14 protein-coding genes are annotated in these 13392 nt (G+C 66.9%); 9 read left to right on the top strand and 5 right to left on the bottom strand.

Going from position 1 to position 13392, the window contains the following annotated elements:
* Positions 1-73: 73 nt before the first annotated feature.
* The 4 genes from K883_RS08980 to dnaA all read right to left on the bottom strand — a co-directional run bounded on the left by K883_RS08980 (position 74) and on the right by dnaA (position 5062).
* Positions 74-637 (bottom strand): DUF721 family protein, encoded by a 564-nt coding sequence (locus tag K883_RS08980; RefSeq protein ID WP_008262510.1) that lies wholly within the window; start codon positions 635-637, stop codon positions 74-76.
* Positions 634-1791, bottom strand: coding sequence for a DNA replication/repair protein RecF (gene recF / locus K883_RS08975; protein WP_008262508.1), 1158 nt, complete (start codon positions 1789-1791; stop codon positions 634-636). The genes K883_RS08980 and recF overlap by 4 nt, the downstream gene beginning before the upstream one ends.
* On the bottom strand, positions 1792-2991 hold the full coding sequence (gene dnaN, locus K883_RS08970) for a DNA polymerase III subunit beta (RefSeq protein WP_036454294.1): 1200 nt from the start codon (positions 2989-2991) through the stop codon (positions 1792-1794).
* A 535-nt stretch (positions 2992-3526) separates the two neighbouring features.
* A complete protein-coding gene (gene dnaA, locus K883_RS08965; RefSeq protein WP_036454291.1) occupies positions 3527-5062 on the bottom strand; it encodes a chromosomal replication initiator protein DnaA in 1536 nt (511 codons plus the stop codon).
* A 600-nt stretch (positions 5063-5662) separates the two neighbouring features.
* On the opposite strand from dnaA, the gene rpmH reads away from it, so the two are divergent.
* The 9 genes from rpmH to K883_RS08925 all read left to right on the top strand — a co-directional run bounded on the left by rpmH (position 5663) and on the right by K883_RS08925 (position 12103).
* Entirely contained in the window at positions 5663-5806 is a 144-nt protein-coding gene (rpmH, locus tag K883_RS26645) for a 50S ribosomal protein L34 (protein WP_003874369.1), read from the top strand.
* A 22-nt stretch (positions 5807-5828) separates the two neighbouring features.
* On the top strand, positions 5829-6188 hold the full coding sequence (gene rnpA, locus K883_RS08960; protein ID WP_026071092.1) for a ribonuclease P protein component: 360 nt from the start codon (positions 5829-5831) through the stop codon (positions 6186-6188).
* Positions 6185-6535, top strand: coding sequence for a membrane protein insertion efficiency factor YidD (gene yidD / locus K883_RS26640; protein WP_009952229.1), 351 nt, complete (start codon positions 6185-6187; stop codon positions 6533-6535). Before rnpA ends, yidD begins: the two co-directional genes overlap by 4 nt.
* Complete coding sequence (yidC, locus tag K883_RS08950) at positions 6516-7613, top strand: membrane protein insertase YidC (RefSeq protein ID WP_014381554.1); 1098 nt, start codon at positions 6516-6518, stop codon at positions 7611-7613. Before yidD ends, yidC begins: the two co-directional genes overlap by 20 nt.
* Positions 7614-7694: 81 nt before the next feature.
* Entirely contained in the window at positions 7695-8261 is a 567-nt protein-coding gene (locus K883_RS08945; RefSeq protein ID WP_009952226.1) for a Jag family protein, read from the top strand.
* Positions 8262-8338: 77 nt separating this feature from the next.
* The gene (gene rsmG, locus K883_RS08940) at positions 8339-9079 is read left to right on the top strand and encodes a 16S rRNA (guanine(527)-N(7))-methyltransferase RsmG (protein ID WP_020824039.1); all 741 of its coding nucleotides are present in this window, start codon (positions 8339-8341) and stop codon (positions 9077-9079) included.
* A complete protein-coding gene (locus K883_RS08935) occupies positions 9076-10068 on the top strand; it encodes a ParA family protein (RefSeq protein ID WP_369798864.1) in 993 nt (330 codons plus the stop codon). Before rsmG ends, K883_RS08935 begins: the two co-directional genes overlap by 4 nt.
* 23 nt (positions 10069-10091) lie before the next feature.
* On the top strand, positions 10092-11087 hold the full coding sequence (locus K883_RS08930; RefSeq protein ID WP_036454288.1) for a ParB/RepB/Spo0J family partition protein: 996 nt from the start codon (positions 10092-10094) through the stop codon (positions 11085-11087).
* A 263-nt stretch (positions 11088-11350) separates the two neighbouring features.
* Positions 11351-12103 (top strand): hypothetical protein, encoded by a 753-nt coding sequence (locus tag K883_RS08925; RefSeq protein ID WP_014381551.1) that lies wholly within the window; start codon positions 11351-11353, stop codon positions 12101-12103.
* A 4-nt stretch (positions 12104-12107) separates the two neighbouring features.
* Here the strand turns inward: K883_RS08925 and K883_RS08920 are convergent, their stop codons facing one another.
* A complete protein-coding gene (locus K883_RS08920; protein ID WP_008262474.1) occupies positions 12108-13331 on the bottom strand; it encodes an N-acetylmuramoyl-L-alanine amidase in 1224 nt (407 codons plus the stop codon).
* Between the last annotated feature and the right edge of the window lie 61 nt (positions 13332-13392).

Here is a 13392-nt window from a genome sequence, read left to right as displayed (position 1 = left end):
ACGGGATTGTGGCCGATTTGAGCGGCCTGTGGATAAACGTCTGCCCGGGGATCGGGCGGCGCCCCGAACGGCGCTAACCGTAAGTGTCCCGCGGGCCTCTCCCGGCGATGTGGCGCGGCCCCTTGCGCCACGACGGCGCGGCCGGCCCGGTGATCTTCAGCGACGTCACCACCCCGTTGCCGACCGCGGCGGCGATCTTCGCCAACAACTGCGCCTGAATCATCCGCAACTGCGTGGCCCACGCCGTCGATTCCGCGGAGACGCTCAGCACGCCGTCCTTGAGGGCGGTCGGGACGGCGTGGTCGGCGATCTGGTGGCCGACCACCGATGTCCAGTTGCCCAGCACGGTGCCCTCGGCGACTTGCGCGGACCAGCCCCGCTTTTTCGCCAGGTCGCGCGCCAATCTGCCCAGCGGTTGCGGGTCGCGCCCGTCCGGCCCGGGCCCCGACCAGCTTCGCCGCTGGCCCGCCACCCGGCGCGGGGAAGGCGATACGGCGCGGCCGCGGCCGGGGTCCTTCCCCTGCGCGCGCGCCGCCGCCCGGGCCTCCTCGAGGGTGCGCCTGACCAAGTCGATCCCGCTCATCTCGCCCGACGGCCCGCCGGGGTCGCGGCCCGGACCCTCTCCCGTGCCGGTCATGCGCGCATCTCCGATACCCGGCCGGAGTCGCTGTCATGCAGGTCGACGTAGACCCGTCGGGCGTCCCAGCCCGCCGGGATGTCCTCGACGACCGCGGCGGTGACCAGCACCTGCTCGGCCGATTCGGCCACGGTTGCCAGGGCGCAGCGCCGGGTCGCGTCGAGTTCGGCGAAGACGTCGTCGAGCAACAATACGGGGTCGCTTTCGTCGGCGCGCAGCAGCTCGTAGGCGGCGAGTCGCAGCGCCAACGCGAACGACCACGATTCCCCATGGCTGGCAAAGCCTTTCGCCGGCTGATCGCCGAGCCACAGCTCCAGGTCGTCCCGGTGCGGACCGACCAAACACATGCCGCGCTCCAGCTCCGCACCGCGGCGCTCCGCCAAAGCGGCCAACAGAGCGGCCTCGAGGAATTCGCGGTCCCCGCCGGCGATGTCCGCCGCGGCGTCGGCGCCCAGGCTGGAACGGTAGCTGATCGACGCGGCACGTGATCCCGGGGCCAGCAGTTGATAGGCCTTCTCCACCTCGGGCGTCAGCTGGTTCACCAAATCGATACGGGCGGACATCAATTGGGCCCCATGTTCGGCGAGGCGACTGTCCCACACGTCGAGCGTGTCCAGCGCCCCGTGATCGCCCCGGTACCGCGCGCCAGACAGGGATTTCAACAGCGCGGTCCGCTGCCGCAGCACTCTCTCGTAGTCGGCGCGCACCGCCGCCACGGCCGGCCGGCGCAGCGTCGCCAGGTCGTCGAGGTAGCGGCGTCGCTCCGACGGGTCGCCGCGCACCAGCGCCAAGTCCTCGGGGGCGAACAACACCGCGCGTAAGACCCCGATGACCTCGCGGGTGCTGCGCACCGGTGAGCGATTCAGCCGCGCCTTATTCGCCCGCCCCGCAGCGATTTCCAGATCTACGGCGCATTCCCTGCCGTCGTTGACCACGATCGTGGAAACGACCGCCCGGGCGGCGCCGGCCCGGATCAACGGCGCATCAGTTCCCACCCGGTGTGAACCCAGAGTGCTCGAATACCACAGCGCCTCAAGGAGATTCGTCTTCCCAAACCCGTTGGAACCGATGAAGACCGTCCGACCGGGTTGCAATTCGAGGTCGGCGTGTGCCCAGGACCGGAAGTCGCGCAGTCCTAAATGCCGGACGTACACCTAGCCAGGCAACCGGACAGGCATCAACAGGTAGACGTAATCGGTCGGCAGGGCGCTGAACGGTCCCGGCCCGGTCGGGTGGCTGTCGTCGTCCAGCGCCGGGCGCAGCAACGCCGGCTTGCCCGGAGTCGTGAAACCAAACGACACCCGCTCGGAATGCACCGAACCCAGTCCGTCGGTCAAGTACGTCGGATTGAAGGCGATGGTCAGCGGTTCGCCGGCGAAATCGATCGCCAGGTCTTCTTCGGCCCGGCCGACGTCGTCGGCCCCCGCGGACAGCCGCAGCGATCCCTCGCTGAATTCCATCCGCACCTGCGCCCCGCGGTCGGCGACCAGCGCGACCAACTTGATGGCCTCGGTCAACTCCGCCACGTTGATCGTCGCGACGGCCGTGTGCTCGGCCGGCAGCAGCTGGCGGAACTTCGGGAATTCCGCATCGAGCAGGCGCGTGGTGCTGCGCTTGCCGTTCCCGCTGATGCCGAGCAACCCGTCCTTTCCGACGCCGGCACCCGCGCCCAACGACAACCGAACCTCAGCGCCGTCGGTGCCGGCCCGGGCGGCTTCGGCCAGCGTCTTGGCCGGCACCAGGACCGCGGCTTCGATGTCCGGCGAGGCCGCCGACCAGGTCAGCTCGCGAACCGCCAACCGGAACCTGTCGGTGGCGGCCAGCACCACCGTGTCGCCCGAAATCTCAACCCGGATCCCGGTCAACATGGGCAACGTGTCGTCGCGCCCGGCCGCGATGGCCACCTGGCTGATCGCCTCGGCGAACAGATCGGCGGGCAGCGTCCCGGTCTCGTCCGGGAGGGCCGGCAGTGTCGGGTAATCCTCGACCGCCATCGTCGGCAACGAGAACCTGGCATTTCCGCAGTTCAGCGCCACCCGGTTACCGTCGACGTAGAAGTCGATCGGCTTGTTCGGCAACGCCCGAACGATGTCTGACAAGAGCCGTCCGGAGACCAAAACGCTTCCGGGAGAAGCGATTTCGGCCGCGACCTGAGCTTCCGCGGATACCTCGTAATCGAATCCGGAGATCGTCAGGCCGTCATCGGTCCCGGACAGCAGCACGCCGGACAGGATCGGCACCGCGGGTCTGGACGGCAGGTTCTTCGCCACCCACGACACCGCGTCGGCGAAAGACTCCCGCACCAAACGAAACTTCAAGTCGCTGAGGCCAGCCGTTGTCGTCGCCGCGTCCATAGCGTCCCTTCACCTTCAGCGTTTTCGAATCCATTGTGGCTAGCCTCCCCCCGCTAGCACGGGGCCCCGCCACGAGCGCCGGCGACGCAACGCGCCGACGACGACCGTAACGGCAGTCGAAGAACAACCGTAGATCCTCCGGGGCCATCTTGAAAGCTAATCGCGAAGGCCGACAAAACGATCTGAGGACGGCCTCGGCGAGGGGTGTGCACCGAACGTCCCCAGGCCTGTATTGCAAAGAAGAACCGATGTAGAGATCTCAGTAACAGTATTAAGGCCTGTGCATTCTGGGGACAGCGTCGCCCCGGCCCAGCTAGCGCGACGATCGGGATGTGGATCGTCGCGGCGTCGCCTGTGAGTCGGGTGTTGGTCCAGTGGGGACGAACGACGGGTGTGCACGGAACGCCCGGTACTGCACCGGAGTTTGAAGGCTGTGTGCACAGGGCTGCGCACATGCCCTAGGTGTTGCGGATGTGACGGACGCGCGAGAAGTTTCTCGAAAAAATTGCGCGCAGGGGCGCCGAAAACCCGGGATTCAGCGCTTGGAGCGCTGCCGGATGCGGGTGGTGAGCTCCTTGACGTGATCAAAAACCTCACGCCGCTCGGCCATTTCGGACAGGATCTTGCGTTGCGCGTACATGACCGTGGTGTGGTCGCGGCCGAAGGCCTGCCCGATCTTGGGCAGCGACAGATCGGTGAGCTCACGGCACAGGTACATCGCGATCTGGCGTGACTGGGCGAGCGCCCGCGTCTTGCCGGGGCCGCGGAGTTCCTCCACGGTGGTGTCGAAGTATTCGGCGGTGGCGGCCATGATGGTGGCCGCACTGATCTGCATGGTGCTCGCGTCGGCGATCAAATCGCGGAGCACGATTTCGGCCAGCGCCTTGTCGATCGGGGTCTTGTTCAGCGAGGCGAAGGCGGTCACCCGGATCAGGGCGCCCTCGAGCTCGCGGATGTTGCGCTCGATGCTGCTGGCGATGAGTTCGAGGACGTCGTCGGGGACCGCGAGCCGCTCCATTTGAGCTTTCTTGCGCAGGATGGCGATCCGGGTTTCCAGCTCCGGCGGCTGCACGTCGGTGATCAGACCCCATTCGAACCGTGTTCGCAGCCGGTCTTCCAGGGTGGCGAGCTGCTTGGGCGGCCGGTCCGAGGAGATGACGATCTGCTTGTTGGCGTTATGCAGCGTGTTGAAGGTGTGGAAGAACTCCTCCTGGATACCTTCCTTGCCCTCGATGAACTGAATGTCATCGACGAGCAGCACGTCGACGTCGCGATAGCTGCGCTTGAAGGCCACCTTGCGGTCGTCGCGCAGCGAGTTGATGAAGTCGTTGGTGAATTCTTCGGTGGAGACGTACTTGACCCGCATCCCCGGGAACAGGCGCTGGGCGTAATTGCCGGCGGCGTGCAGCAAGTGGGTCTTGCCGAGACCGGATTCGCCCCAGATGAAGAGGGGGTTGTATGCGCGGGCCGGGGCCTCGGCGATCGCCAGGGCCGCGGCATGGGCGAACCGGTTGGAGGCGCCGATGACGAACGTGTCGAACGTGTAGCGGCGGTTGAGGCTCGTGCCGGCGGCGACGGCGGGGTCGATGGCGTGCGGCCGCTCGGTGAAGTAATTCGGCCAGCCCGGCTGGGCGCCGTCGACGGCCTCGCCGTTTTCCAACGGCTCGTCGGTGTCGAGCGCGGCGTCATCGCCGGGAAAGGAGCCGTCGGATCCCGGGAACGGCTCCGCCGGCGGGATCAGGGCGTCCTCGACATCGTCGGGTGGGGGAGCGATGCGGACTCCCAGCTGGATCTGTTGTCCGAGGCGGCGGCTGAGCGCATCGGTGATCGGAGCCCGCAGATGCCGTTCGATCTCGTTTTGCACGAAGCTGCTCGGGACCGACAGCAGGGCAAATCCCTCGACGATCGTCAGCGGCCGGACCAAATTCAGCCACGCCCGTTGCTGCGGGGTGAGGGGAGTGACCAAGGTCGTGCGGTTGGCGGCTACGCCGTCCGCGGTGGGGTCACCGTTGAGCTCGGAAACGACCGCATTCCACACTGTCGTGAAGCCTGAACCGGGGTCATCGGTCAACGACGCATCTCCCTGGTTCTCGAACGTCCCGGGTCGAAGTACAACTCACGCTTGGCGACGAAACGGCTGTCCACATAGTTATACACAGGTGTGGACAGGGTGGTCGTCTGCAAGCCACAACCTACCGGCGACGGCTCGCGATCTCCGCGCTGGAAGAAAACCCAAAAAGGTTGTCTAGGCAGCTAGTCGATCCACCATCCTCGCTTCGTTGTCGAGCTGTTTCAGTCTAAAACGACTTTGGCAGAAGCTAACAGTTTTCCGTGCGGCTGCCAACCGTTCCGCTGCATTCCAATCGGGTCGTTTAGGGTGAGTGGGGCCTTGGTTCGGGTCGTTATCGTAGTCACCCCGGACCCGAGTGTGACCGGAACGGAAAATCTTGCGCCGGGTCCGCGCGGCGGCGTTGCGGCAGGCCAGGTTTGACCAGGCGAGGGCTCGTCAGTACCCTCAAACAGTCGCCCGAAAGTCGGCGATACGGCTGCGACCCGGAACCACCCGGGGACCGCGCCGGCCAGCAGCAGCAAGACCACCTCCGGTCGGACCGCAGACGAGCCCGAAGCGAACCGTCTGAGCGGCCGGATGGCAAACAACGAGGAGAACGTCGTGGCCAAGGGCAAGCGGACCTTCCAGCCGAATAACCGGCGCCGAGCCCGCGTGCATGGCTTCCGCTTGCGGATGCGCACTCGTGCCGGACGCGCGATCGTGTCCGGTCGGCGTCGCAAGGGCCGCCGCGCGCTATCTGCCTGATCGCGGGTCAGGTCTTTCGGCGGTGCTTCCCGCACGCAACCGCATGACGCGGTCAATTGAGTTTGACGCGACGGTGAAGCACGGGATCCGCATGGCACAGCCCGACATTGTCGTGCACTTCCGGCGCGAAACCGACGGCGGCGACGCGACGGCGCCCCACGTCGGACTCGTTGTCGGCAAGCCCGTCGGGTCGGCGGTGGAACGTCACCGGGTCGCCCGCCGGCTGCGACATGTGGCCCGCACGATTCTCGGTGACCTTCAGGATTCCGACCGGCTGGTGATCCGGGCGCTGCCCAGTAGCCGGACCGCGTCGTCGGCCCGGTTGGAACAGGAACTGCGGCGGTGTTTGCGACGGATGCCGGCGACGGGGATCGCACCGTGACCGGACGCTCTGCGGTGGGTGCGTTGACCCACACCGTTGGACGGTCCGTGGCGCGGGGATTGATTTTCCTCATCCAGCTCTATCGGCATATGGTGTCGCCGCTGCGCCCGGCGACCTGTCGCTTCGTTCCGACCTGCAGCCAGTACGCGGTCGATGCGCTGAACGAGTACGGGTTGATCCGGGGGAGCTGGTTGGCTGCGGTCAGGCTCGCCAAGTGCGGACCATGGCACGAGGGCGGATGGGATCCGATACCGGATCGCCCCGGCTGCCAAGGGGATTGCCAAGACGCCAGCGACGCTCGGGTGGTCCGAGCGACGCGAGGGGAGAGTGAGTCTTTTGTCGTTTGACGTTTTCAGCCTCGACTTCGTCTACTACCCGGTGTCGTGGATCATGTGGGTTTGGTACAAGTTGTTCGCCTCCATGCTGGGGCCGTCGAACTTCTTCGCCTGGGCGCTGTCGGTGATGTTCTTGGTCTTTAGCCTGCGCGCGTTGCTCTACAAGCCCTTCGTGCGACAGATCCGGACCACGCGCCAGATGCAGGAGTTGCAACCGCAGATCAAGGCGCTGCAGAAGAAGTACGGCAAGGACCGGCAGCGCATGGCGCTCGAGATGCAGAAGCTGCAGCGCGAACACGGCTTCAACCCGATTCTCGGCTGCCTGCCGATGCTGGCGCAGATCCCGGTGTTCATCGGTCTGTATCACGTGTTGCGCTCGTTCAACCGAACCACCGGTGGGTTCGGGCAGCCGCACCTGTCGGTGGCCGAGAACCGGCTCACCGGAAACTACGTCTTCACCCCGACGGACGTCGCGCATTTCCTGGACGCCAACTTGTTCGGCGCACCGATCGGCGCGTTCATGACGCAGCGCACGGGCCTGGACGCGTTCACCGTTTTCAGCCGGCCGGCCGTGATCGCCGTGGGGCTGCCGGTGATGATCCTGGCCGGGGTGGCGACGTACTTCAACAGTCGGGCGTCGGTGGCGAGGCAGAGCCCGGAGGCGGCGGCCAACCCGCAGACCGCGATGATGAACAAGCTTGCGCTGTATGTGTTTCCGCTCGGCGTGGTGGTCGGTGGGCCGTTCCTTCCGCTGGCGATCATCCTGTACTGGTTCGCCAACAACATCTGGACCTTCGGGCAGCAGCACTACGTCTTCGGGATGATCGAAAAAGAAGACGAAGCCAAGAAGCAGGAAGCGATCGCGCGCCGGGCGGCCAACGCGCCGGCTCCCGGAGCGAAGCCGAAGCGCACACCGAAGGCGGCAGCGCCGGGCGGGAACGGTTCGGCGAAGGCCGGTGGGGATACCGAGGGGTCCGGTTCGGCGGAGGCGGAGTCCGATGACGCCGACGGGCAGGCGCCCGAAGCCACCGACACTCCGAGCAATCGCACCCCGCGGCCGGGCGCGCGACCGAAGAAACGCAAACGCTGATACGGCGGACAAGCTACCGGGGCGACCCTGGGCAGGGCGGCCCCAACCGGGCTCAGACCCATGGATGAGGGAGAGAAAGACATGACAGACGCCGACACCACCGAGCGCGACGTGGACACGGACCTCGAGACCCAAGCGGCGGCCGAGGACACCGTCCAGGGTGACGCCGAGGAGGGCGACGACCTGGAGGAGCGGTTGGTCGCCGAGGGCGAGATCGCCGGCGACTACCTCGAGGAGTTGTTGGACCTCTTGGACTTCGACGGCGACATCGACCTGGACGTCGAGGGGAGCCGGGCCGTGGTGAGCATCGATGGCGGCGACGACTTGAACAAGTTGGTCGGCCGCGGCGGCGAGGTGCTCGACGCGCTTCAGGAGCTCACCCGGTTGGCGGTGCACCAGAAGACCGGCGTGCGGAGTCGGTTGATGCTCGACATCGCGAGTTGGCGCCGGCGCCGGCGCGAAGAGTTGGCGGCGCTGGGCGACAAGGTGGCGCGGCGGGTGCTCGAGTCGGGGGAGCGCGAAGAGCTGGCACCGATGACACCTTTCGAACGGAAGATCGTGCACGACGCCGTCGCGGCGGTTCCCGGAGTCCACAGCGAGAGCGAGGGCGTCGAGCCGTCGCGCCGCGTGGTCGTGCTGCACGACTGACGCCCAGAGTTACAGCGGTGTAGTTCGTCTCGTGCGGAGGGCGGCCGAAGGTTGAAAGTGCACGCGCCAACTCGAGGATGTTTCACGTGAAACATGGCGGCCCGGCCGAAGCCGCGGGGGAGTGCGCGGGCTCGCACCCGGGCATGGGCGCCGCTCCTGATTCGGCGGCCGCCGCCTTCGGCGAGCACCTCGGAATCGCGCAGCGGTACGCCACGCTCCTGGCGGGTGCGGGCGTGGAGCGCGGGCTGCTGGGGCCGCGGGAAGTCGACCGGATATGGGACCGCCACATATTGAATAGCGCCGCGGTCGCCGAACTCCTCGGCACGGGCGAGCGCGTCATCGACATCGGCAGCGGGGCGGGCTTGCCCGGGATACCGCTGGCGATCGCACGGCCCGATCTCGAGGTCGTGTTGCTCGAACCGCTCCTGCGACGCAGCGAATTTCTCAACGAGGTTGTCGACGAACTAGGGTTAGCCGTCGAGGTGGTCCGCGGCCGCGCGGAAGATCCGGGGGTGCGTGACCGGTTCGGGTCGAGGGATGCGGCGGTCTCACGAGCGGTTGCGGCGTTGGACAAACTGACGAAGTGGAGCATGCCGTTGCTACGCCCAGACGGTCGGATGCTGGCCATCAAGGGGGAGCGGGCGTCCGAGGAAGTTGAACAATTCCGGCGTGTGATGGCAGCATCGGGCGCCGCTGATGTCAGGGTGGTGACATGTGGCGCGAACTATTTGCGTCCCCCCGCAACCGTAGTTTCAGCGCGACGCGGGCAGCCGCCGCACCGCAAGTCGGCACGGACCGGGAAGGCCCGAACGCGATGACTTTTCCAGAAGACAGGCCGGTGACCGCACAGCCGCCCGAGGCCGCCCCGCAGGCGGCTCCCACGCCGGCGCCCCCGGCCGAGCCGGCGGCCGCACCGGCCGCACAGCCGAATGTTTCACGTGAAACAAGCGCCGAATACGACACCCCGATCGGCGCGGCCGCCGAACGGGCGATGCGGGTCCTGCACACCACGTATCCGCCGCTGCGCCGGCCGGCCCGGCGCCGCGTCTTCACCGTCGCGAACCAGAAGGGCGGCGTGGGCAAGACGACCACGGCGGTCAACCTCGCCGCGGCCCTCGCGCTCCAAGGCCTCAAGACCCTCGTCATCGACCTCGACCCCCAGGGCAACGCGAGCACGGCGCTGGGCATCACCGACCGGAAGTCGGGGACGCCGTCGTCGTACGAGGTGTTGTTGGGTGAGGTCTCCGTCCACGATGCCCTGCGGCAGAGCCCGCACAACGACCGGCTGTTCTGCATCCCCGCGACCATCGACCTGGCGGGCGCCGAGATCGAATTGGTGAGCATGGTTGCGCGCGAGAATCGGTTGCGTACCGCTTTGGCCGACCTCGACAGCCTCGACTTCGATTGCGTCTTCATCGATTGCCCGCCGTCGCTCGGCCTGCTGACCATCAACGCGCTCGTCGCGGCGCCGGAAGTCATGATCCCTATCCAGTGCGAGTACTACGCCCTCGAGGGCGTCTCGCAGCTGATGCGCAACATCGAGATGGTCAAGGCCCACCTCAACCCGAAGCTCGAGGTGAGCACCGTGGTGCTGACCATGTACGACGGCCGCACCAAGCTGGCGGACCAGGTCGCCGAGGAGGTGCGCCGCTACTTCGGGGCCAAGGTGCTGCGGACGGTGATTCCGCGCAGCGTGAAGGTTTCCGAGGCGCCGGGCTACAGCATGACCATCATCGATTACGACCCCGGTTCCCGCGGGGCGATGAGCTACCTCGACGCGAGCCGCGAACTCGCCGAGCGCGATTGACCACCATCCGTGAAGGGACGACCATGACGCAGCCGTTACGCAAAAAGGGTGGCCTCGGCCGGGGCCTGGCTTCGCTAATTCCGACCGGTCCCGCGGAAGGTGATTCCGGTCCGGCGACCCTCGGCCCCCGGATGGGGGACGCGGCCGCCGACGTCTTGATCGGCGGACCGGCGCCGCAGGACGCGTCGGCAACCGCTTCCATGGGGGCGGTCTACCGCGAGATCGCGCCGGCCGATATCGAGCGCAACCCCCGTCAGCCCCGTCAGGTCTTCGACGAGGAAGCGCTGGCGGAACTGGTGCACTCCATCCGCGAGTTCGGGCTCTTGCAGCCGATCGTGGTGCGGGCCGTCAAGGATTCGGCCAGCGGTGCGCGCTACCAGATCGTGATGGGGGAGCGGCGCTGGCGGGCGGCCCAGGAGGCCGGGCTGGCGACCATCCCCGCGATCGTGCGCGAGACCGGCGACGACGATCTGCTGCGCGACGCCCTGTTGGAAAACATCCACCGCGTGCAGCTGAACCCCTTGGAAGAGGCGGCCGCCTACCAGCAGCTGCTCGACGAGTTCGGGGTCACCCACGATGAACTGGCGGCCCGCATCGGGCGGTCGCGGCCGTTGATCACCAACATGATCCGGTTGCTCAAGCTGCCGATCGCGGTGCAGCGGCGTGTGGCCGCCGGGGTCCTGTCCGCCGGTCATGCCCGCGCACTGCTGTCTCTCGAGGCCGGTCCCGAGGCCCAAGAGGAGCTGGCCACCCGCATCGTCGCGGAGGGATTGTCGGTGCGGGCCACGGAGGAGGCGGTCACGCTGGCCAACCGGTCCGGCGCGACCGCGCCGACGCCCCCGCGGCGCAAGCCGATCCAGATGCCCGGCCTGCAAGATGTCGCCGACCGGCTCTCGACCGTCTTCGATACCCGAGTGACGGTCAGCCTGGGCAAACGCAAGGGCAAGATCGTCGTCGAGTTCGGGTCGGTGGACGACCTCCAGCGGATCATCGACGTCATGTCCCCGCCGAAGGCCTGAGCTAGGACACGGTGTAATTACGTCACTGTGACACTGGGGCCGACGCGGCGAGAAATTTTTGCCCCCCGATGCCACGGTTTGGCGAAACAGCATGGGTAGCAACGACTTTCGATGATCGACGGTCCGCGACCGCGTTATGGCGGCGGTTCGGACGCCCCGACGCGTGTGGCCGGGCTAAAGCTGGCCCGATCACGACCACCTCTCCTATCCTGGAGGGGTTGTCGGTGCAGATGGCTGCCGTACCGCACAGGAGCAGGAGGCTAGTGTCCGCTCGAATCATGCCGCTGCGGCTCGAGGCCTTCGAGCAGCTTCCCAAGCACGCGCGCCGGTGCGTGTTCTGGGAAGTCGATCCGGCGACCCTCGGCAACCAGGATCACCTCACCGACCCCGAATTCGAAAAAGAAGCGTGGCTGTCCATGGTCATGCTGGAGTGGGGCTCGTGCGGTCAGGTGGCGACCGCGATACCCGACGAGCGAAGCCAGGCCGAGCCGCCGTGCCTGGGCTATGTGTTCTACGCGCCGCCGCGGGCGGTGCCGCGGGCGCAACGATTTCCGACCGGCCCGGTGTCCGCGGACGCGGTGATGCTGACGTCGATGGGCATCGAACCCGGCCCCGCCGCCGACGACCTGCCGCACGGCTTGATCGCCCGGGTCATCGACGAGTTGGTGCGACGCGGCGTGCGGGCGCTCGAGGCGTTCGGCCGCACCCCGGCGGCGTCGGAATTACAGGATCCGCGACTGGTGGGTCCCGATGTGCGGGCGGTGTTGGAAGCCGTCGGCGATTGCTCGGTAGAGCGCTGTGTGATGGACGCGGAATTCTTGAAAGACGCGGGATTCGTTGTGGTGGCACCACATACGTATTTCCCGCGACTGCGGCTCGAGCTCGACAAGGGCCTGGGATGGAAGGCCGAAGTCGAGGCGGCCCTGGAACGTCTGCTGGAAAGCGCGCATCTGGAGCAGCCGGTCGGGGCCGGCTCCACGGCGGGGAATGCGTTGGGAACCACCCTGGGTGGTTGAGCGGCTACGAACCGCCCAGCTGGCTGGTGCGCTCCACTGACAATTCGTGGGCCAGTAGCTCAGCGAAAGTGAATGTGCCCGTGGGCCGATCGTTCTTGCCCAGCAGGTAGAGCCGCTTGACCGCGGCGAGGATTCCCTCGGCGATGGCATCGCGGGTCTGGGTAGAGACCAGCATGGCGCGGTCGCGCGGGTTGGTGATGTATCCGATGTCGACCTGGACCGTCGGCATGCGGGTCAGACGCAGCAGATCCCACGTCCGGCCGTGCGTGCGGCAATCCCGTAAACCGGTGCGTGCCACCACTTCTCGCTGAATGAAGTCGGCCAGATTGCGGCCGATGGTGGACACCGAACCATGGGAGTTGCCGAAGTGAAAGGATGCCACCCCGTTGGCCGCGGCGCTGAGCTGACTTTCGCAGCGCAGGCTGATCATCAGGTCGGCGCCGACATTGTTGGCGGTGGCCGCACGCTCGGCGTCCGAGGGGCTGCTGTTGACCGGACGGGACAGAAAGGTCTCCATCCCGATGGCGGTCATCCGGCCCTCAAGTCGACTCGCCAAGTCCCACAACACATCCGCTTCGCTGACCGGACCGGACGCACCGTGCACGATCAGGCCGTGATCCGCACCGCCGCGGCCCGGATCGATGATGATGCGCTTGCCCGACAGCTTGGGGCCCGAACGGCGCACCAGTTCTTCTTCGCGAAGCGCGTGGGGCGATCCGCCGGTGACCCGTGAACTCAGAAAGTACAAGGAGCGCAACGTTTCCGGGCCGCAGATACCGTCGGCCGACAGCCCGTACTCACGCTGATACGACATCAAAGCGTTGTGTGTCTGCAACCCGAAATAGCCGTCGACCAGGCCGGTGTAAAAACCGAGATCCTGCAGCCGTGCCTGCAGCGTGGCGACGTCGTCACCGAAGAGGGGAGCGCCGAATTGGTGATACAACGTGCGCGCGCCCAGTCGGTACGACGCCTCCTTGAGCGCGCGGTAGGTGGCCTCGCCGACGATGCCGTCCACGAGCAGCCCGCGATGCTGTTGGAAAGCGCGAACTGCCTGGTCAAGTTCGGCGTCGAAGAGTTCCAGGGCCACGTGCCGGCCGGTAGTGAGATCCTCGTCGTCGGAGCCGTCCAGCATCCCCAATGAGGCGAGGGTGGCCCGGATCTCGGTCACAGCGGCGCTGCGGTCACCACAGCGCAGCGCGTCGCCGTATTCGCGGCGCGGACTCGACATACCAAGGGCCCTCCGGGACAAACTGACACGCTCATAGATGGGCAACAGCTAACCGTATTGT

It is taken from the genome of Mycobacterium sp. TKK-01-0059 (assembly GCF_000709305.1).
Lineage (GTDB): Bacteria > Actinomycetota > Actinomycetes > Mycobacteriales > Mycobacteriaceae > Mycobacterium > Mycobacterium intracellulare.
Note: the sequence above shows the minus strand (reverse complement) of the source record. Positions and strands in the feature narration are given on the sequence as shown.